The following is a 21,638-nucleotide window of genomic DNA, read 5'->3' on the forward strand; positions in this document are numbered from 1 at the left end:
TCTTATTGCCGTCAGCGGTTATGGAAGGGCTGCAGTTTACAAATTATCCATAGCGCTTTCAGTGGTCTTCCTCATTACTGAATACTATTCATTAATTTGGACAGGCGCAACTTATTGGGCACAAAGTAATAATTGGGCAGAGATATTAAGCCGTCTTGCCAGTATTCATCCCGTGTACTTATCTCCCAATTTTTTCGCCCCCATTGCTGCTTTCGTCATTTCTTTGATAATATTATTAGTATGGAGCAATTCGATGGAATACAGTTCTAAGGCATCTATGTCCCGCTAGCTGAACTTTATACTTTTGCACATGTGTGTCAATGCTTCCTGTGTGTCACTAAAAAATTACAAATGGGACCGTCACCAAGTATTACTTTGCTGGAAGTCAGAGAATCGCCATGAAGAAAAACGGCGTCTTAAATTTCATCCTTGGAGACCATTTAGGAAGCACAAGTCTTGTAACGGATGCTTCAGGCAATATCGTTAATCAAACCCAGTATAAGGCCTGGGGAGAGGTGCGTCATTCTTCTGGAAGCGAGATGACGAAATATCAGTATACAGGTCAATATTCATACGCCTCAGACTTTGGCTTGATGTTCTATAACGCCCGCTGGTATGACCCCGCTTTGGGATGCTTCGCGCAGGCGGATAGCATTGTCCCTGGCGGAGTGCAGGATTGGGATCGTTATGCTTATGCCAACAACTTACCTTTGAATTATATTGACCCATCAGAACACACAGCCCTAAGCGACGCAAGCTACGAAGAAGACGCTGAAAAACCGCAAAATAGTATAGATGATATGCTAACAAAGTATGGGGTAAAGCTAAAAGGTAATTGGGACTTCCGATATAAAGCAGCGCTTGTACTTGGTGTATTGGCTGCTGCAGGAAGGTTCGGGGATGTTTTAGGTAAATCCCCATTAGAAATATTTAAGGCGGTTTACGGTGAATTAACATTTACTTGGTGAGGTTGCAGAACTGTAGAATGTTAATAAAATTCTCCTGACCATTGGGTAGTCGGGAGAATTTTTATTAATTTGGTGAAGGCAAAATGCCAAGCCGCGGATCGAAGGTGACAGCCGAAGAATTGCAACTCATTCGAGATTGGATCGATCAGGGGGCGCTAAATAACGGAGGGAGGTGAAACGATATGTTGCATACAAGGGAGTTGGATTACTTCGAGTAGGGCTGTGTGATGAATGCGAGTAATCTGTCAAAGTCTTTTTATTATTATGGCTATCATCAATCTTTCTATTGACGGTAGAACATTTTGATGATAAAAGTATAAAAATGCGGGGGAAGTATCGTAAACAAAACCCCACAAAAAAATACAAGCTTTGAAGATCATCGCATCCCCAACCGTTGGAGGCTATCATGTCAAAGATTATCAGACCAGGAATGGAACCGGTTGCTCGAGTTTTTCTCACCCTTGTTGTATTATTGAACGCCGTCATTCCAACTGCCGCATTAGCTAAGTCGCCGAGATCTGAAGATAATACATCTCTTCAGTCGGAGACTCGCCAAAATGGTATTGCTCAGGGCTTCAAGTTGGCACATGCAGTTTCAAGGTCTAATACGTTTACCTCTGAAATCGTCGAAGCCGACATACCTGTTTCCCAAATCAGCGCTGGTAATCAGCAACCCGAATCTTTATCTACTCCTACTCCTGATGAATTATTTGCACAGATGCCTGCTGTGGCAAGTCCTGATAATCAAACAGCGCCTCAGTTCGTCTTTTCAGCATCACCTGCTCAGGCGGCCCCAGGGGATGAAGTGCAATTTACAATTGTCTTTACAAATATTGGATCAGTCGAAGTCAGGGGATTAACATTTACCAACCTCCTACCCGATCAGTTGAAAAATCCAAAGAGCGAGAATAAAGGTTTTGAGTTTGACCATAAAACAAAAACCCTAAGCTGGTCGAGTGAATTATTGGGCGAAGATATAGTTATCTTGCCTGGGGAATCAATTACTATTGAATATTCGGTGACAGTTGATTCACAAATTGATAAAGACCTTCAAATTACTGATGAAGCTGACTTATTTATTGGTGGCGCAACTACTTCTCTCGCTGCTACTGCAATATTAACTGTATTTCTCGACAAGAAAGCAAAGAAGTTTACGCCGATAGGTCTGCAAGGCGGAGAGGCTCATGGCGTTGACGGACATGTCTCAATTAATATCCCAAGCGGAGAACTAAATATATCTGATGGAATTCTGATCGAGAGTCTTAGCGTAGATACACAATCTGGCTTACAACAACCATTATTGATGTTTCAACTCGATGTAGTGTCACAAAATCAGGAAACAATAGTCTCAACTGAAGCCCCAATTGCAGCGCCCCTTTCTGTTACCTCAACTGCTGAACCATTAACTACAGCAACATTATCTGAAACCGCAACCCCTATTTTTCCCACTCCAACCGCCGAATCATTGACGACAAATGATCCAGTTCTGTCTACCGAAACTTCTGAGCAAGAACCTCCAACAGGAACACTCGAAACTGATTCGTTGAACCCAACTGAACAAGCTACCCTGGAAGTCACTGACATAGCTTCACCAGATGTTGATTTAACAACAACTTTAACCGTCGCACCTACTCCAACGATTTCTCCATCCTCCACTCCTGTCTTTACATCAACCTTTACCCCGACAACAACTGTAGTGGTTGAGGAAACTACAACCGCTATCCATGTACCCCAAGAACAGGATACGATTACTTCACTCAAACTCGAGGAAGCTAAATTCAATAAGCCTGTTGAAATTACCGTTTCGTTTGATGGGATTTTAGACCTTGCAGAATTGGGCGCCGAATATGCTCCATACCTTGTTACATTAGATGAAAAATCTGAAACATGGGTAAATGTTCCAATTAAAGCGATTGACCGTGAAAATAACACAATTAAGGCTGAAACTACACATTTCTCCACCTGGGGAGCTGGTATTGGTTCCTCCTTCCCACAAAATGGCGCAAACATACTCTCATATGACAGCGCATACCCCAGCCTGTTTACCGGGCGTTCCAAATACTCCATTCCAATTTGGACACCGCCTGGGCGAAACGGAATGGCACCTTCATTAGCTCTATCATATTCCAGTGGTACTGTGGATGGGGTATTGGGCGATATTCAGGCGCCATGGGTTGGCATGGGCTGGAATATTGATACGGTTGAGATTGCTCGCAAGATTACTAACGGCGTTTGCAATCCATGTGGAGGAGGATCATATGGCTACCAAAATAACTTCTTATTACTTTTCAATGGGACGGGCTATAAATTAATACCAGAATATTATGAAGTAGAAGCTCAGACACTAGGCACTATATACACACGGTATCATACCGAACCGGAAAGTTTTCTCAGCATCGAATTTCATAGCGATGGTCTGGGTAATAACAATCCTGCCGCGCCGAATACCACCGGCGAATGGTGGGAGATAATAGAGCAAGATGGTACACGTTGGCGGCTTGGTTGGAATATTGACTCTGAACAACTGGCGGCAATGAAAGGTTACCCTGGCAGTAGTTGGCCAATAGGTTATGCCGGCCATGCGCCCGACGTGACTGCTTCACGCTGGCGTGCAGATCAGGTAACAGATACACACGGTAATAGAATGAGCTTCGCTTACTTTGAAGAAACCCGTGTGGTTGTCGGAACAAACGCCAATTATGACCAAGCCAGTTATTTGGATGCAATCACTTATACCAGCCATACATCTGGAAGCCCCGCACCAGGTTACTCAGTTGCTTTTATGCGAGAAAACCGCGATTCAGGTGATATGCCAACTCTTCCAAATGACTGGGATAACTGGGATACAAATCGGTTGGATCGTATTGATGTGAAGTATGGGGCAAACGTTATCCGATCTTATGACTTGGGATATGAGATCCGCTCTTATAGTGATGATGGCAAATCTTGGGAAACTACAGCATTAACTTCGCTGGCGGTTTCAGGTGATGGTATGAATGCACCAATCACTGCCTTTACATATACCGATAAAGACAACCGCGCTAATTGTGGCGTGGGCTGTCAGGAATGGGCCTACCCGCGCCTAGCATCTGTCTCCAACGGCTGGGGAAGCATCGCAACTTACACCTATGGCAATGATGGACGCCCAAGCACTTCCTGGTATGACTGGCGAGTCGAATCGCTTGATATTGCAGATGGTGTGAATGCTAGCCCGATGAAAACAGTGTTTTACTATAGCACACCATGTTATAACGATCCATATATTGACTGGCAGCATCCAGGTACCGGCTGGTGTAGCACAGGCAATGTTGGTGAGTTGATTGGCTATGGACAGGCAACTGCCACAACAACAGATTTTAATGGCTCGACAGCTTTATCAATTACAATTCACAAATTCCACACTGACGAGCAAAAAGCTGGACGCGAGTATGAAGTTCAAAATCAGAATGGCTCCGGCACGACCCTAAGTCAGACCAATACGACATATAGTGTTGTTCCCAGCGGACTTCCTTCGGGTGGGTTTTTTACTTATGCAAGTGCAGTAGAATACTTCTTGCGGACTTCCAGTCTGGAGCGAGTCAGTCGCACAGAATACGAGTATGACGCGACCACAGGCAACCTGACTATTGAAAAACAATTTAATGGGGCCCCAAGCCTTTATCGCCAGACAAATTACGACTATGTAGTCAATACTTCTCCATCGGTTTGGATTCTGAATACTCTTGCGCGTCGCACCTTGAAGGATTCAAGTGGAACAACCCTGGCTGTGCAGGAATATGGCTATGATGGCAGCCTGCCCGGAAGCGGGTCACCTACTGTGGGTGAACTGACCCTAAGCCGTGTTGTAAATAGCTCCCAGACAATTGACACAAAATATATCTATGATAGTTACGGCAATTTGAAAGATACTTTCATTTATAAGGACTATGGCTCACCATCAAGCCAGCCTTCTGGAGATTATCTTACTTATTCAACCAATTATGATACAGCGTTACAGACATACCCAACTTCAAAAACGACTCCGTTGATCCCTGCCACCACAATTGAATATGATTATGGACTGGGGTTGCCCACCATTGTTACCGATCCCAATGGCAACGCAACCACAACAGCCTATGATGGATTAGGCAGAGTCACTTCGGTGAAGTACCCTGGCTATGGCCAGGAAAACGTTAAATATATCTATCCAACTGCGCCGATAACTTCGCCCTTCAAACTTGAACTCCAGGTTTGGGATGAGACAGTTGGTGTGTATCGTTCTGCCTGGCAGATGTTAGATGGCCTGGGACGAGTGATTCAAACCCAAGGTCCGTATGAGACAGCAGGAGTCTTATCCATCACTGATGTATCTTATAACGCCCAGGGCCGGACTTACTATCAAGGGCTGCCACGTACATTTAGTGGAACAGGCGGTAATTATTTTGCGCCAAGTTGGGCAAGTGTTCCGCATACTTCAAATAGTTATGATGCATTGGGGAGACCTGCTTCGATTGCCTATCCAGATGGCAGTTCTGAAACTTACAGTTATTCAGGTTTACGCACAACTGCGATAGACCGCAATAGCCACCAGAAAGTGCAGGAAATGGATGCGTTTGGGCGGCTGGTGAAGGTAGAGGAATACAGCGGGGCCGGCACTTACACACTATACGCTACTACAACATACGAATATGACGTGCGCGACCTACTTAAGAAAGTAATTGATGCAGCTGGCAACCAAACCACTATGAACTACAACGGCTTCGGGCGTAAGGACTCGATGACCGACCCAGACATGGGAACCTGGGGCTACGAATACGATGTCTTCGGCAACTTAAAGATTCAAACCGATGCACGCTCATGCACCACCACTGTATATTATGATGACCTCAACCGCCCAACACAAAAAACCTACAGTGGACCTGGCACCTGTGACACTACGCCTGACGTAACTTATAACTACGACTCAACAGCCGGTGGGAATGAGGGCTATGGTCATCGCACGAGCATGACCGATGGAAGCGGCTCTACAAGTTGGATTTTTAACACTCTCGGTCAGACAACGAGTCAAACCCAAACAATTGACGGCAGCAATTATCAACTTGGCTCGAGCTACGACGCCTTCAGCCGCCCGCTGACTCAAACCCTCCCCAGTGGCGAAACGCTCAACTATACCTATAATGCCATGGGCGCGCTCTCAAGTTTGAGCGGAACGAATACGTATGCTTCTAACATCCATTATGATGCCAGTGGCCAAGTAAGCGACCAACAATTAGGCAACGGTCTGCTTCAACAATCCTGTTACAACGCCAATACCCTGCGCCTGTCTGGCTTGCGGGTCTATTCAGGGAGTTTGCAATCTTGTGAGGCAGCTCCATCCAGCCCAAAGTTAAGTCTTACTTATATATACCAGGCAAATGGGAATGTCAGTCAGATAATGGATTCCACCAGAAATGAAACGATCAACTACACTTACGATGAATTAAACCGCTTGTTAAGCGCAAGTGGCGCAAATAACAAAACTTATATCTATAATTCAGTTGGCAATACAACCAGCCAAAGCCTTTCCGCTACTTTTATGGCCGTTTCAGCTGGGTCCTCCCACACCTGCGCACTCACGGCAGTGGGGGGAGTCAAGTGTTGGGGATACAACAATATCGGTCAACTTGGAGATGGCACCACCACACAGAGGCTAACGCCTGTAGATGTAAGTGGCTTGACTGGCGGAGTCACTGCGATTACAACTGGAGTCAAACATTCCTGCGCCCTTACTACAAGTGGTGGTGTCAAATGCTGGGGTTACAACGGTTATGGTCAGCTTGGGGATGGCACTACGATCTATAGGTTAACACCCGTAGAGGTAAGTGGGCTGAGCAGTGGGGTTCTTGCGGTTGCGGCAGGCGGCAATCATACCTGTGCCCTGATGCTTAGTGGCGCGGTTAAGTGCTGGGGTTACAACGGTTATGGCCAGCTTGGGGATGGCACCATCACACAGAGGTTAATACCGGTGGATGTAAGTGGATTAACCAGTGGGGTTACTGCGATTACAGCAGGCGGCGGTCATACTTGTGCGCTCATGATAAGCGGTGGAGTAAAGTGTTGGGGTTTTAACTATGGGGGTCAGCTTGGGGATGGCACCACCACACAGAAGTTAACCCCGGTGGATGTAAGTGGGCTGACTAGCGGAGTCACTGCGATTACGGCTGGGAGCAATAGTCATACGTGTGCGCTCACAACCAGCGGCGGGGTCAAGTGTTGGGGTGATAACACATATGGTCAGCTTGGGGATGGTACCACCACACAAAAGTCAACTCCGGTGGATGTAAGTGGATTGACCAGCGGAGCCACAGCGATTTTAGCAGGAGGCTCTCATACCTGTGCACTCACCACAATCGGCGGGGTCAAGTGCTGGGGTTACAACCTCTATGGTCAACTTGGAGATGGCACCACCACGCAGCGGCTAACGCCTATAGATGTGGGTGGGTTGACCACTGGAGTCAGTGCCATTTCATCCGGAGGCAGCCACTCTTGTGTCCTCACCACAAACAGTAGTGTCAAGTGCTGGGGACTTAACAGTAACGGCCAGCTTGGGAATGGCGTTCCTACAAAAAGGCTAACGCCGGTAGATGTGAGCGAATTGACCAGCGCAGTCGCTTCTGTTTCAACTGGAGCCAATCACTCTTGCGGCCTTACAACAAGCGGTGGAGTCAAATGCTGGGGATTTAACAACAATGGTCAGCTTGGGGATGGCACCACCACGCAGCGGCTAACGCCGGCAAACGTTAATGGATTGAGCAGCGGAATCACTGCCATCTCATCTGGAGGGAGTCATTCCTGTGCCCTTACAACAAGCGGCGGAGTTAAGTGTTGGGGCAATAACAGTAATGGCCAGCTTGGGGATGGCACCACCACGCAACGGCTAACGCCTGTAGATGTCAGTGGATTAACCAGTGGAGTCATTGCTATTTCAACCAAAGCTAATCATTCCTGTGCGCTCACTACGAGCGGGGGAGTTAAGTGCTGGGGTAATAATACATCTGGTCAGCTTGGAGATGGCACCACCACGCAGCGGCTGACGCCGGTGAACGTGAGTGGGTTAACTAGCGGAGTCACTGCCGTTTCAGTTGGGGCCGACCATACCTGCGCGCTTACGACGAGTGGCGGGATCAAGTGTTGGGGCAATAACTTATATGGTCAGCTTGGGGATGGCACCACCATACAGAAGTTAACCCCGGTGGATGTAAGTGGATTGACCAGTGGAGTAACAGCAATTGCAGCAGGTGGCGTCCACTCCTGCGCACTGACCACAAGCGGAGGGGTCAAGTGTTGGGGATATAACAAGTCCGGTGCACTTGGGGATGGCACCACCATACAGAAGTTAACCCCGGTGGATGTAAGTGGATTGACCAGTGGGGTATCTATCATTTCAACAGGAAATAGCTATACTTGTGCAGTTACCACGGGCGGTGGGGCCAAGTGCTGGGGACCCAACAGTTCTGGAAATCTTGGCAATGGCGGGAGTACGACTCAGATAAGACCGTCAAATGTGACGGGACTGACAAGTGGAACAACAACAATTTCAGCTGGGATTACTCATACATGCGCACGCACAACCAGCGGCGGAGCTAAGTGTTGGGGTGATAACTTTTATGGTCAACTTGGAGATGGAACGGCAGGATATAGCGCTACACCGGTAAGTATTGTAAATAATCCCATTAGCTCTTCTACCTACAATTACGCCAACTCTGCCCACAAACATGCGGTGACATCTCTCTCCACCGGCGAAACCTACACCTACGATGCCAACGGAAACATGATCACACGCGTGGAAGGCGGAGTGACCTATAATCAAGTCTTCGACGCCGAAAACCGCCTGGTCTCAGTGACCACCGGCGGGCAGACCACACAGTTTGTTTACAATGGTGATGGAACGTTGGTTAAGAAGATTAATCCCAATGGAAGCAAGACTATATATGCCGGGGGTGGAGTCTATGAAGTGGATAAAGACTCCGTTGGCACTGTCACGCGCACGGCGATATATTATCCCGCCGGCGGAGCGATGCGGATTAATGGAACACTTTATTACGTTTTGAAGGATCACCTGGGTTCAGCCAGTGTGGTGACGGATTCCAGTGGGGCAGTAGTCGGTGAGCAACGATATTATCCTTACGGCGAAACGCGCATCTCAACCGGCAGCATGTTCACGGATAAACTCTTCACCGGTCAACGCGAGATGACTGGCCTGGGGATTTATCACTACGGCGCACGTTTCTACTCCCCCACACTAGGGCGCTTCATCAGCGCGGACTCAATCGTGCCGGGATATGCAAACCCGCAGGCGTTTAATCGCTATAGCTATGTGTTGAATAATCCCATCCGGTATAATGACCCTACAGGTCACATGTGCTCAGATCCCGAAGACACCTGGTCTCCGATGTGTGATGGTAGTGGCGGCAATCATCCAAAACCGCCTACGCCAAAGCCGCTTACACCAAAGCCGCCAAAGCCACCCAAAGGTGAAGCGGGCGGTGGAAGTGAGCCAACAACACCGACACCAAGTGCTACTCCAACACTGCCTACCCCAACAACACCGACACCAAGTGCTACTCCAACACTACCTACCCCAACAGCATCATCTACTCCTTGCCCAGCACCCTATCTATGTGGAGTGCCTACTATCCCAACATCAACAAGTACACCCACTGCAACATGGGTACCATTTGGTCAAGGCCCCGCCGCGCAAACTGCTGTAAATGGTATCGTAAATTACGCGATCGGTGGAGAAGATGGAAGTGGAATACCTAGCGCTGGAGATCTACTGGACTTAGGACTCCAAGGTTTGTCAGTACCCGCGGGCATTCCCCAAGGCGACATGCTCCCCGTTGGAGAAATATTTGACAATATAGTTCAGGGAAGTCATGCTCTAGATAACGTATCATTTGGAACACCCTTAAGACCTGAACAACAAACATATATAAAAATTGCCATAATTGTATTTGTTCTGGCTCCCTTCCTTCCCCCCTAAAAAGATTTCCCATTCTGTTCAAGTCATTAAATCTAGGGCCCAAATGAAACGAGGACTATGGAACGACACGATACGAATCTCTTACAATCGGCTAATGTCACAAAAAGCCGTTTGCACACTAAAACAGTCTATGCATATATCGTTTTAATAATCCTGCAATTTTATCTTGTACCATTGGCGTCCTTCATCTCTGGTACAGACGTCGCTAGTTACGCGACCTATATGCATTTTTATACAATTAGCTCCTACACAATAATTGCGCTTGGCATAATAATTTTACATGCTAATGGAATTATGTTGTTTCGAGACTATTTCACGCTTTTAACCATAGCAGCGTCTTGTTTTTTGAGTTCAATCCTCAAGGGAGATTACGAATTAATTTACAAAATCTACATGAATTGTCTTGGGGTCGCGCTTTTGCTTTATACAATAGTAAATCGAAAAAGATTGTTTTTTTCAAGCTTGAAGTCAGCCACCATTGGATTTTTTTGGTCAGCGAGCACTGTCTTCATATTGGCAGTGATTTATGCGGCATGGAATCCTGTTCACGGATCTCTTCCAGCAGACATATCGACTTACATCGTTAATATGTTTGCATTCCAGTTACCCTTTGTAGCAGTGATTGAAGAAGCTATCTTTCGCGGATTATTATTTGGATTTATGGTGATGATTGGCTATAAAGAAAACACTGCCCTTTTCACCCAGGCTATTTTGTTCTGGGGATATCACTATATGGATATTGCCAATCCAGTACTCTTTTTCATTACCATCCCTTTATTTACTCTTTCTGCAACTTTGTTAATAAAAAAATACAAAACCTTATATTTGTCGATAATCATGCATCTTTTTGTGAATGTTTTTGTAAGAGTCCTGGTTGCCATGTTTTAGTTGTTCTTAACAGCAAATAATGTCTAACTAACAGCCTTTCCATTTTTCTTTTACCTATACGCCTTTCGCAACCCCATCCACTCCCTAGCGATCTCAGTGTTTCCGCTGCCTCAGCAAATCAAAGTAGTTACGACCTGCAGGTGTTCATTAATGACCCGGCCAATTTACAAGCCGTGGACAAATCACCCGTGATCGAACCAGGCAACTCCGCAAACAGCCTGCTGGTGCAATTGATCGTCAAAGGCAAAATGCCCAACCGAGGACCGAAGGTTCCCGCCAAAGAATTGCAACTCATTAGAGATTGGATCGATCAGGGGGCGTTGAATAACTGAAAGACAAGTTTGTAATTGGGCAATCTCTTAGCGGGATAGCATTCAAATATAGGTGACTTCAGATTGTCGTGCCATACTCTTATCTTTCATGACATTCTTCCCAACAAACCTATGAGCCAAAATCCTTGACACCTCCCCCCCGCGTAGTAAAATTCGATTAATCGGATTAATCAAACAATATGCTGCGCGAACGGATTTCCCCCAACATTTCTGAGTTTTTACGCTATCTGGCCGCACACCCTGAGGCAGAGAACAGCCTGCCCCCGTTAACCGAGCTCAGCCGCGAGTTGGGTGTCGGCGTGGCGGCTCTGCGGGAACAGCTTGAGGTGGCGAGGTCGCTTGGGCTGGTAGAGGTCAAGCCGCGGACGGGAATGAGGCGCAAGCCCTACACCTTCGCGCCAGCCGTCTTGAAAAGTCTCGATTACGCCATTGCACTCAACAAAGATCATTTCGTCGCCTTTGCAGACCTGCGACAACATATTGAAACTGCATACTGGCACGAGGCAGTCAAATCACTAACACCTGAAGATCACATCACCTTGCAAGACCTGCTGGCTCGCGCCTGGGAAAAACTGCGCGGCACGCCTATTGAAATCCCCCACCCCGAACACCGCGAATTACATCTCACCATTTACCGCCGCCTGAACAATCCCTTTGTTTCGGGCTTGCTGCAATCCTATTGGGATGCCTACGAAACCGTCGGCTTGAACTTCTTTACCGATTACAACTACCTCACCGGGGTTTGGAATTACCATCAGCAAATGGTCGATGCCATTTGCTCAGGGGATGCGGATGCGGGATACAAAGCCCTCTCTGAACACACCGACCTCATTCACCAATTAATTTCATCGTCTCAATGACGATTTCAACGAGGAGTTCCATGAATAAAATTGTGAACGATTTTTCCATTACCGTTGGCACCAAGAACGGCTCAGGCAGTTCTACGGCCAACAACACCATCCTGCGCTCCATTTTCAAGATGGGCATCCCTGTTTCGGGCAAGAACCTGTTTCCATCCAATATTCAGGGCCTGCCCACCTGGTATACCATCCGCGTTAACAAAGATGGATTTATCGCGCGGCAGGATTCAAACGACGTGGTCATTGCGATGAACCCCGACTCGTTCACGCGCGACCTGGCATCTGTTACGCCGGGCGGGGCCTTTTTCTACTCTGACGATATCAAGCAGCCCATCACCCGCGTGGATGTCGCCATCTACCCCATGCCCGTCAAGACCATTGTGAAGAACGATCCGAACGTGCCATCAGAATATCGCGATCTAGTAGGCAACATGGTCTATGTGGGCATCCTGGCGCAAATGATCGGCATGGACATGGACAAGATCCTGGCCGCCCTCTCCTTCCATTTCAAAGGCAAGCAAAAACCGATTGACATGAACTTGAACGCTTTGAAAGCCGGCGCTGAATGGGCAAAAGAGAATTTGGAAAAGAAAGATCCGTATTCACTTGAGGCCATGAATAAAACCGACGGCCTCATCATGGCAGATGGCAACACCGCTGCTGCAATCGGCTCCATTTTTGGCGGCGTGCAGTTTGCAGGCTGGTATCCAATTACACCTGCTTCCTCTTTGGCAGAAGCTCTCAACGATTATCTGCCCGTGCTTCGCAAACGCGAAGACGGCAAACACACTTATGCAGTGGTGCAAGCGGAAGATGAACTCGCCGCGCTCGGCATGGCCATCGGCGCAGGCTGGTCAGGCTTACGCTCCATGACCTCCACCTCTGGGCCCGGTCTCTCCTTGATGACAGAATTCGCAGGGCTCGCATATTATGCCGAAGTTCCTGTCGTCATCTGGGATGTGCAGCGCATCGGTCCCAGCACAGGCTTACCCACTCGCACCTCACAAGGCGACCTGACCTTTACCCATTTCATCGGCCACGGTGACTCACACTCCATCATCCTGCTGCCCGGTGACATAAGCGAATGTTTTGATTTCGGCTGGCAATCCTTCGATATTGCGGAACGCGCGCAAACTCCCGTCTTCGTGTTGAGCGACCTCGATATGGGTATGAACCAATGGATGAGTAAGCCTTTCAATTACCCCGAAGTTCCCATGGATCGAGGCAAGATTCTTTGGGAAAAAGATCTGGAAGAGATCAAAGGCAATTGGGGACGCTATCTCGACAAGGACGGCGACGGCATTACCTACCGCACCATTCCAGGCAATAAGCATCCGATGAGCGCCTATTTCACGCGCGGCACAGGCCATGATGAATATGCAAAATATACCGAAGATGCCAATGCTTACATGAAAAACATGGAGCGCTTGAAGACAAAACATTACAATGCGGCGAAATATGTCCCCAAACCTGTCTCTCATCCCATCAAGGGAGCGACGGTTGGCATCCTGGCTTATGGCTCCACAGAAAACGCAATACTCGAGGCGCAATATCATCTTGAAAAAGAGGATGGCATCAAAGCAGATTTCCTGCGCATCCGCGCCATTCCCTTCACTGAGGAAGTTGGCAAATTCATCGAAAAATATGACCAGGTCTTCGTCGTTGAAATGAACCGCGATGGGCAGATGCACCAAATTCTCTTAACCGAGTATCCGCAGTTTGCGATGAGGCTCAAGTCAGTTGCTTATCATGACGGCCTGCCCGCCTCTGCCAAATGGGTACGCGAGGGAATCCTGGCGAAATATACCAAGTCAGCTAGCAGCAAACAAAAGCCAGTAGCCAGTGCAAAGAAAGCCACAGCGGCGAAAACTGTGTCAAAGGCAAAGACAGGCAAAGGGTTGAAGAAGGAAGCAGTGGCGAAGAAAAAAGTTGTCGCCAAGTCCAAGACATCCGTGAAGGCAAAGAAAAAGTAACTCGTCATTGCGAGGAGGGCGTTCTTCCCGGCGAAGCAATCTCAGTTACGATGTCGGAGATTGCTTCGCCGCACAGTGCAAGAGCGCGACTCGCAACGACATATAGAATATAAACAGGAGCATATAAAATGACAGAAGCTCTCCCCATGGCTGGCACACCGACTAACGTCAACCTGGCCGGCCTTACAAAAAATGATTATCGCGGCGCACCCAGCACTTTATGCCAGGGCTGCGGCCATAACTCGATCTCGAACCAGATCATCACAGCTTTATACGAAATGAACACCGTCCCTGAGGACGTGATGAAGTTCAGCGGTATCGGTTGTTCATCCAAATCGCCCACTTACTTCCTGAACCGCACATTCGGTTTCAATAGCCTGCATGGACGTATGCCGTCCATTGCCACTGGCGCATTGTTTGGAAACGTGCAAATGAAGGGTATCGGCGTTTCAGGTGACGGCGACTCGGCCAGCATAGGCATGGGCCAATTCAAACACATCATGCGCCGCAATGTGAACATGGTTTACATTGTGGAGAACAATGGCGTCTATGGACTTACAAAAGGCCAGTTCTCAGCCACTGCTGAAAAGGGTTTGCAACTAAAGAAACAAGGCGAGAACCCATACATGCCAGTTGACATTTGCATGGAAGCGCTTGTATCCAATGCAACCTTCGTGGCGCGTTCATTTGCGGGCAACCCCAAGCAGGTCAAGGAATTGCTCAAGGCCGCCATTGCTCATGATGGCATCGCGGTGTTGGATATTATCAGCCCATGCGTGACCTTCAACAACCAGGAAAACGCATTCCATTCGTATGCATGGGGCAAGGATCACGAAGAGCCCCTGCACGAAATTTCATACATTGCGCCTCGCAATGAGATCATCCTAGAGCGCGAAATGGAAGACGGCGAAGTCCGTGAAGTTGCCATGCACGATGGCTCAACGGTCATCTTGAAGAATCTCGAAAGAGGCTACGATCCCACCAACCGTTTCGAGGCCCTGCGCGTGATGGAAGAAGCCCAGCGCAATAACTGGCTGGTGACTGGTTTGCTTTATATCAACACCACCAAGCCGACACTGACCAGTATTTACAACCTTGTAGATATGCCCCTCAACCGCCTCACCGAAGTGGACCTGAGGCCTGATCGCTCGGCGATTGACAAAGTCAACGCGTTGATGTTCTAGCCTGCCAACCACCCCCACCCTACCCTCCCCCAATTGAAGAACACAATTGGGGGAGGGTTTTATATGGAAAAAATATGACAACCGAAACTATCAACGAGAAATTGGACTTTAAACGCATCTTGCCGGTGCTGGTGATCGTATTGGTTGACCTGATGGGACTCTCCATCATCATTCCCTTATTACCCTTGTATGCGGCACGGTTTGGGGCATCGCCCATCCTGATCGGAATTTTGCAGGCCACATACCCGATGATGCAATTTGTGGGTGCGCCGATCCTAGGCAGGTTATCAGATCGCTTTGGGCGAAAACCGATTCTGATCATCAGTCAGATCGGCACATTGATGGGCTTCATCATGCTCGGCTTTGCAAATACGCTTTTCCTATTATTCATCTCCCGCATCATTGACGGTCTCTCTGGCGCGAATATCGCCACCGCACAGGCCGCCATCGCCGATAGCACAACTGAAAAGACTCGCACGCAAGGATTAGGTTTGATCGGCGCAGCCTTTGGTGTTGGCTTTGTGATGGGCCCGATCATTGCTTTCATCGTCCTCGCCGCCAGTGGACAAAATTACCAGACAGTGGCTTTTACAGCTGCCTTCTTCTCGCTCATCTCCATTTTGCTGACTTCGTTCTGGTTCAAAGAAACCTATCAAGAAGTGAAAGACCCCGGCGCATTTCGCAAGCGACGTCCATTTTCCTTTGGAATTTTGCGCGATGTCTTAAGCAAACCTGCGATTGGCTTTCTTCTCATTTTGATGTTCTTCTACCAAATTGCCTTCGGTGGTTACGAACAACTCTTTTCATTGTTTACCCTCACCCGCCTCGGCATGGACGCCCGCGATACTTCCGGTCTCTTTGTTCTAGCGGGCATTTTCATTATCGTCGTACAAGGCGGGTTGATCGGCCGCTGGTCGCGAAAGAAGGGAGATCGCTGGCTGGTGCTCATGGGGCTGGGCGCGTTATCCATTGGCTTGATCGGAACCGCGCTCACTCCCGCAGTGCCAATTCCATGGTATGAAAAAGCAAAAGTTCTTGAAAGCATGGCTGGGCAGGGCGAGTTCCGTGTTTCAATCCAAAGCATCAATATTCAATTACCCGATGAAAGAGCAAAAGGCTGGATGGGAATCATCTGGCTTTTGATCGTGAGTTTTCCTGCGGCATTGGGGGGCGGAGTTTTACATCCCGCGGTAAACAGCCTCATTACAAAAGCCTCCGACAAAAGTCAAGTGGGAGGCGCTCTTGGCGTATCATCCGCGGCTTATAGCGCAGCCAATGCAATTGCGCCATTGTTTTACGGGGCACTATTTCAATGGCTTGGCGGGCCTGTCCCATTTTTTGTAGGCGGTTTTATCCTTGCAATATTATGGTTCTTCGCACCAAGGGTTGTGAAGTAAAGGATGAGGGCGGAGAATAACGGAGGGGTAAATGTGTTGAGTCGGAGATTCGCATTGAAATTTCCGCTCTGGCGCCCGCTATGTTTGGCAGAACAGCCTGCATGTTATAATCGTCGGAAACATCAAGGGTGTATGGACAAAGCGGCAGATGAGCATCTGGAGGCAGAGGCAATATGAAAAGTGTTTTAGGCAGGGCATATCGCTACACATTGAAACCGTACAAATTGGCACAGAAAGTTTTTCGTGAGTTTCAGCGAATTTTTTCTCTCATCACATCAGAGAACTATCAGTTCCTAAGATTTTCCCCGCCTGGTCATTTCTATTCCCCCATCCCTGATCTAAGGGAAATCCGATCAAATTCTGAAATCCTTTTCGAGAAATCGGTTAGGGAGATTCCCGGGATTGATCTCAACGAAAATGGGCAGTTGAATTTGGCGCGGGAGTTCACCCGTTTTTACGGGGATCTTCGGTTCAGCGACCAAAAAAAGGGAGGGGAAAGATACTATTATCATAATGAGTATTTCAGTTATGGAGATGCCATTTCCCTCTACTCCATGATGAGGTATTTCGAACCAAAACAGATTTTCGAGGTGGGGTCAGGCTTTTCTTCTGCGGCAATGCTGGATACTGACGAATATTTTCTAAGCGAGCAAACCAAATTTAAGTTTATCGAGCCGTATGCAGAACGACTCTATGGCCTTCTGACGAAAAAGGATAGGGAACGCTGTGAGATCATCGAAAAACCGGTTCAAATAGTCACACCGGACATTTTCGAAAGTTTGAATGAGAATGACATCCTGTTCATTGATTCATCGCATATCGGCAAAATACACAGCGACTTTCTCCATCTTGTATGTTACGTACTTCCGGCATTGAAAAAGGGTGTGATCGTTCATTTCCACGACATCTTTTGGCCCTTCGAATATCCCAAAAACTGGCTTGAGGAAGGGAAGGCCTTCAACGAAGCGTATTTCCTAAGAACCTTCCTGCAGTATAACAGTCGGTTTGAAATCTTGTATTTCAATTCATTTATGGAACATCGCCAGGAGGATTTCTTAAGAAACAACCTGCCCCTAATGCGTAATACCGCACCGACAAATAAAGTGGCGCCAAGCAATACAAGTTTGTGGATTAGGAAAACATCCTAGGGTGGGTATGCAAGCCTGCCACGGTGTACATCTTCCCATCCACTCTTTGGTTTTGCGCTCGACGAGACGCCTTATAATTTTGGGCCATGAAAAATCTCGACCCTGAGATCACACTAGAGTATATCCGCGCTTCGGGCCCTGGTGGGCAGAATGTGAACAAGGTCGCGACAGCTGTGCAACTGCGTTTTGACGTGGCAAACTCCCCCTCCCTCGCTTCAGACATAAAGGGACGGCTGATTCGGCTTGCTGGAAAACGCATCACCGCTGACGGGGTGCTCATCATCGAGGCCAAAAAATATCGCACACAGGAAGGCAATCGTGCAGATGCAATTCAAAGATTTTATGAACTGATCCGCAAAGCCAGCGAAAAGCCAAAACTGCGTCACAAGACCAAGCCAACCAAGGCATCAAAAGAGAAAAGGTTACAAGAGAAAAAGAAGCGGGGCGAGATCAAGAAAACGCGAAAGACTGGAAGCGATCATTTCGATTAAGAATATGGCAAAATTTATCGAGCAGTGGAAGCAGCAAGCTAAAAAACTTAAAGTTGAAGTCTTTGCGCTTTACCTGGCATACCGTGATCCAAGAGTCCCGTGGTATGCCAGGATTTTCGCAGCTTGTGTAGTAGCTTATGCCTTCAGCCCAATAGACCTAATCCCCGATCCAATCCCCATCCTTGGATATTTGGATGATCTCATTTTAATTCCTTTGGGAATCAAAGCCGCACTATCGATGATCCCAGTAGAAGTGATGGCCGAGAGCCGCGAAAAAGCACGGGAGCTTATCAATCAAGACAAACCTGTAAACTGGATAGCCGCTGCTGTCATTATCGCCATTTGGCTCTTGCTGGCAATGTTGGCGGTTGGACTTATCCTGCGGCTCACAAGAAAATAATTGCATTCGCCCGCACTTGGTTCTGATTTTCCTTCGGGTTCGAGAAAGAGATCGCAAACCGTTAGCCCGCCATATTTCGGCGATATGGAGATAAATCAACCATGAATACTCAAAAAATAGGCATTGGGCAATTATTTGTTTTAGCTTTGTTGCTGAACCTGTTGGCTCAGACGATTCATGAAACGGGTCATTGGGCAGTCTATCAAGCCTATGGCCGAGGTCCCGTCTGGGGCTTCATTGGAATAGTACAGATTTGGGGTACTCCTCCACTTCATCCCGACGAATGGGTAAAAACCTCTTCGCCCGATGGTGAGCAAGGTTGGTTGCGGCTTACCTCATCCACAAACAGTAAATTAGAGGAGATCATTTCAGCGGCAGCGGGCCCTATTGCATCACTGTTGGGGGCAATAGTGGGGTTGCTCCTGGCGTATAGAAGTAAAGACACAGCCATCAAACAAATTGGATTGGCGTTAGCCATAATAACTTCCTTTGCAATGACGTTGTATTACCTGCGAAGCCCTCTACGGACTGCTGGCGATGAATATGGAATAGCAGTCCAATTGGGCATTTCGAAATCGGGAATTGAAATCCCATTTGCAGCTGCGTTTATTTTCTGTTTGATATTGGGACTACGTGAATTGGACACATGGCAAACAAGGTTGAAATGGCTGGCAGTAATTCTGGTTAGCAGTATCCCAATTGGACTTGCCTTGAATTATGCAGACAGCGTTGTAAGGTCTCAAGTCAATCAGGATAATCCGCTGTTTCGGTCAGTACTTGGGTTTTCTCTCCCTGTCGTCCTTGTCAACAACCTGGTTCTTTTAGGCCTTTGGGCATGGTGGCATAGGATAAGAAAATTAGAATCCCCGTCTTAGATCGTACGAGGATCGGGTAACAACAACTTCGATATAATCGGGGAACTATGCACAAAGATCACACATTCGCAGGGTTGATTTCAGGTTTGGCAGCCGCATCCATTTGGGGCGGGATGTACGTGGTCAGCAAGGTGGTACTGGAGGTTATCCCACCATTTTCTTTGCTCACATTGCGCCTCATCATGGGTGCAATAGCATTGGAAGTCGTCGTTTATTTCCGCAATAAAAAAGCCAATAAAAAATTGGCCATCACAAAGGAATTCTTTTGGACAAGTTTCCTGGTGGGTTTTGTTGGTTACGGAATCTCACTCGGCTTTCAATTCGTCGGCACAAAACTTTCAACAGCCTCCAACGGATCATTGGTCACATCGGCCACGCCTGCCTTCGTTTTATTATTCGCACCTTTTTTGCTCGGCGAACGCGCGACACCACGCCGCATCATTGCATTATTTATCTCCACACTTGGAGTGCTTGCCGTGATCGACCCCCGCAATGCGGAGCTCTCGCCCTCTCTCTTTTGGGGCAACATAAGCCTGTTAGCGGCGGCGCTGACATGGGCACTATATTCTGTGCTGGTCCGCAGAGTTACCAAATCCGTGGACTTGCTCACCTCCAGCACGATCATGTTATTAGGCGGCCTGCCCACCAGCATCGCGTTTGGGGCTTGGGAAATCAGCACACAAGGCATCGGCGAGATCACAATGGGGATCATCGGCGGATTATTGTTTTTAGGGGTCATTTCCACAGCCATTGCAATGTTCCTCTGGAATTATGCCTTCACTGAACTGCCCGCCGCCCTCGCCTCGTTGACGTTCTTTGCTCAGCCCGTAGTTGGTACGCTCCTCGGATGGTTTTTTCTGGCTGAAACAATCACTCCACTGTTTATCGCAGGCGGTGTGTTGATCGGTATAGGGATCTTGATTGCAGCTAGGGAGTAAGAAAATCGCTCTTGCGGAGGCTTAGCCCCCGCAAGAGCGATATGAGCAAGACCAGCTACCAGCTAAGAAAGAAGTGGATGCAATTAGGAAGAAATTGCAACACTGTGAAACTATCCTTTCAAATTTTTCTCTGCCAGCTTGCGGGCCAGGTTGACCGTGGCATCACTTCCGACGGTGTGAAGCAGGGCCATATTGGGCGGGCGCTGCGCGCCGACGGGGTATCCACAGATCAGCACAACCTGCTGCCCAGATTGAATTCCAGATTTTAGCAAGGCGGCGTCCACATCTGAAAGCATGTCGTCCAATGTGTTGGCATACTTTGCAAGATGCGGCTGAACGCCCCATAAAAATGCGAGTTGGTTGAATGTTTCAAGCTCAGGAGTGAAGCCGAGAATTTGTTTTGAAGGTCTCGCCTTAGACATGAGCCATGCAGAGCGGCCTTGCATCGTAAAGACGGCTACTGCGCGCACTTCAGGATCTTTTGCCAGTGCGTTCGCCGCGCGTGCCATCGAAGCCGCATCGCTCTCGCCCAAACCTGCGCGGCTATCCTGACGACTGCCCCACTCAATAAAATGAGATTCAGCCTCAAGCACAATGCGTGACATCATGGCAACTGATTCGCTCGGATAGTCACCAGAAGCAGTTTCAGCGGAAAGCATGACCGCATCTGTGCCATCGAAAATTGCGTTGGCTACGTCTGAGGCTTCAGCCCGCGTAGGAAGCGGATTTTGGATCATGGACTCAAGCATTTGCGTGGCAGTGATGACCAATTTTGCGCGCGCATTGGCGGCGTGGATGATCATCTTTTGCAACGAAGGTACACGCTCAGGCGGAAGCTCCACACCGAGATCGCCACGGGCAACCATCACGCCGTCCACTACATCGAGAATGGCTTCCAGTTCGCTCATGGCTTCAGGCTTTTCCAGTTTTGCGATCAGAAGAGGCAGGCGTTGTTTCCCTTTGGAGTATTCTTCAATGGCAGCGCGCACGGCTTTGACATCGTCTGCACTGCGCACAAAGGATATTGCAACGGCATCCACACCTTGCGAAATGCCAAACGCAAGGTCGGCCTTGTCTTTTTCAGTAAAGCCCGCGATACGGAGTTTCACGCCAGGCAGATTAATGCCTTTGTGTGAAGAGAGCGCGCCACCCACCAAGACGTTAGCCTGAACAACACGCCCTT

At 48.2% G+C, this 21,638-nt stretch carries 15 protein-coding genes; 14 read left to right on the forward strand and 1 reads right to left on the reverse strand.

Going from position 1 to position 21,638, the window contains the following annotated elements:
• The 14 genes from AC14M5_RS13285 to AC14M5_RS13350 form a co-directional block, all read left to right on the forward strand.
• Nucleotides 1-289 (forward strand): hypothetical protein (locus AC14M5_RS13285; protein WP_484030155.1); only part of this gene is annotated, 289 nt, incomplete at its 5' end.
• Between the two features lie 109 nt (nucleotides 290-398).
• Nucleotides 399-968: an RHS repeat domain-containing protein gene (locus AC14M5_RS13290; protein ID WP_484030156.1), complete on the forward strand. Its 570-nt coding sequence runs from the start codon at nucleotides 399-401 to the stop codon at nucleotides 966-968.
• Nucleotides 969-1,374: 406 nt separating this feature from the next.
• On the forward strand, nucleotides 1,375-9,969 hold the full coding sequence (locus tag AC14M5_RS13295; protein ID WP_484030157.1) for an RCC1 domain-containing protein: 8,595 nt from the start codon (nucleotides 1,375-1,377) through the stop codon (nucleotides 9,967-9,969).
• Nucleotides 9,970-10,026: 57 nt separating this feature from the next.
• Nucleotides 10,027-10,857, forward strand: coding sequence for a CPBP family intramembrane glutamic endopeptidase (locus tag AC14M5_RS13300; protein ID WP_484030158.1), 831 nt, complete (start codon nucleotides 10,027-10,029; stop codon nucleotides 10,855-10,857).
• 140 nt (nucleotides 10,858-10,997) lie between these two features.
• Entirely contained in the window at nucleotides 10,998-11,189 is a 192-nt protein-coding gene (locus AC14M5_RS13305) for a hypothetical protein (RefSeq protein WP_484030159.1), read from the forward strand.
• A gap of 179 nt (nucleotides 11,190-11,368) precedes the next feature.
• Nucleotides 11,369-12,049: a FadR/GntR family transcriptional regulator gene (locus tag AC14M5_RS13310; protein ID WP_484030160.1), complete on the forward strand. Its 681-nt coding sequence runs from the start codon at nucleotides 11,369-11,371 to the stop codon at nucleotides 12,047-12,049.
• Nucleotides 12,050-12,069: 20 nt separating this feature from the next.
• Entirely contained in the window at nucleotides 12,070-14,022 is a 1,953-nt protein-coding gene (locus tag AC14M5_RS13315) for a 2-oxoacid:acceptor oxidoreductase subunit alpha (protein WP_484030161.1), read from the forward strand.
• Nucleotides 14,023-14,150: 128 nt separating this feature from the next.
• On the forward strand, nucleotides 14,151-15,206 hold the full coding sequence (locus tag AC14M5_RS13320) for a 2-oxoacid:ferredoxin oxidoreductase subunit beta (RefSeq protein ID WP_484030162.1): 1,056 nt from the start codon (nucleotides 14,151-14,153) through the stop codon (nucleotides 15,204-15,206).
• Between the two features lie 74 nt (nucleotides 15,207-15,280).
• Entirely contained in the window at nucleotides 15,281-16,603 is a 1,323-nt protein-coding gene (locus tag AC14M5_RS13325; protein ID WP_484030163.1) for an MFS transporter, read from the forward strand.
• Nucleotides 16,604-16,776: 173 nt separating this feature from the next.
• A complete protein-coding gene (locus AC14M5_RS13330; RefSeq protein ID WP_484030164.1) occupies nucleotides 16,777-17,751 on the forward strand; it encodes a class I SAM-dependent methyltransferase in 975 nt (324 codons plus the stop codon).
• An 86-nt stretch (nucleotides 17,752-17,837) separates the two neighbouring features.
• Complete coding sequence (gene arfB / locus AC14M5_RS13335) at nucleotides 17,838-18,242, forward strand: alternative ribosome rescue aminoacyl-tRNA hydrolase ArfB (protein WP_484030165.1); 405 nt, start codon at nucleotides 17,838-17,840, stop codon at nucleotides 18,240-18,242.
• A 4-nt stretch (nucleotides 18,243-18,246) separates the two neighbouring features.
• A complete protein-coding gene (locus AC14M5_RS13340; protein WP_484030166.1) occupies nucleotides 18,247-18,642 on the forward strand; it encodes a YkvA family protein in 396 nt (131 codons plus the stop codon).
• A gap of 101 nt (nucleotides 18,643-18,743) precedes the next feature.
• Entirely contained in the window at nucleotides 18,744-19,517 is a 774-nt protein-coding gene (locus AC14M5_RS13345) for a hypothetical protein (protein WP_484030167.1), read from the forward strand.
• A 47-nt stretch (nucleotides 19,518-19,564) separates the two neighbouring features.
• Nucleotides 19,565-20,455, forward strand: a complete 891-nt coding sequence (locus AC14M5_RS13350; protein WP_484030168.1) for a DMT family transporter — start codon at nucleotides 19,565-19,567, stop codon at nucleotides 20,453-20,455.
• Nucleotides 20,456-20,565: 110 nt separating this feature from the next.
• Here the strand turns inward: AC14M5_RS13350 and pyk are convergent.
• Nucleotides 20,566-21,638, reverse strand: a 1,073-nt coding sequence (pyk, locus tag AC14M5_RS13355) for a pyruvate kinase (RefSeq protein ID WP_484030169.1), incomplete at its 5' end; no start/stop codon positions are given.

It is taken from the genome of Candidatus Villigracilis sp. (genome assembly GCF_057083605.1).

Excerpts from the sequence above, each read along its gene's own strand:
- AC14M5_RS13290 (WP_484030156.1), top strand. The coding sequence starts at position 399 with ATGAAGAAAAACGGCGTCTTAAATTTCATCCTTGGAGACCATTTAGGA.
- AC14M5_RS13295 (WP_484030157.1), top strand. The coding sequence starts at position 1,375 with ATGTCAAAGATTATCAGACCAGGAATGGAACCGGTTGCTCGAGTTTTT.
- AC14M5_RS13300 (WP_484030158.1), top strand. The coding sequence starts at position 10,027 with ATGGAACGACACGATACGAATCTCTTACAATCGGCTAATGTCACAAAA.
- AC14M5_RS13310 (WP_484030160.1), top strand. The coding sequence starts at position 11,369 with ATGCTGCGCGAACGGATTTCCCCCAACATTTCTGAGTTTTTACGCTAT.
- AC14M5_RS13315 (WP_484030161.1), top strand. The coding sequence starts at position 12,070 with ATGAATAAAATTGTGAACGATTTTTCCATTACCGTTGGCACCAAGAAC.
- AC14M5_RS13320 (WP_484030162.1), top strand. The coding sequence starts at position 14,151 with ATGACAGAAGCTCTCCCCATGGCTGGCACACCGACTAACGTCAACCTG.
- AC14M5_RS13325 (WP_484030163.1), top strand. The coding sequence starts at position 15,281 with ATGACAACCGAAACTATCAACGAGAAATTGGACTTTAAACGCATCTTG.
- AC14M5_RS13330 (WP_484030164.1), top strand. The coding sequence starts at position 16,777 with ATGAAAAGTGTTTTAGGCAGGGCATATCGCTACACATTGAAACCGTAC.
- arfB (WP_484030165.1), top strand. The coding sequence starts at position 17,838 with ATGAAAAATCTCGACCCTGAGATCACACTAGAGTATATCCGCGCTTCG.
- AC14M5_RS13340 (WP_484030166.1), top strand. The coding sequence starts at position 18,247 with ATGGCAAAATTTATCGAGCAGTGGAAGCAGCAAGCTAAAAAACTTAAA.
- AC14M5_RS13345 (WP_484030167.1), top strand. The coding sequence starts at position 18,744 with ATGAATACTCAAAAAATAGGCATTGGGCAATTATTTGTTTTAGCTTTG.
- AC14M5_RS13350 (WP_484030168.1), top strand. The coding sequence starts at position 19,565 with ATGCACAAAGATCACACATTCGCAGGGTTGATTTCAGGTTTGGCAGCC.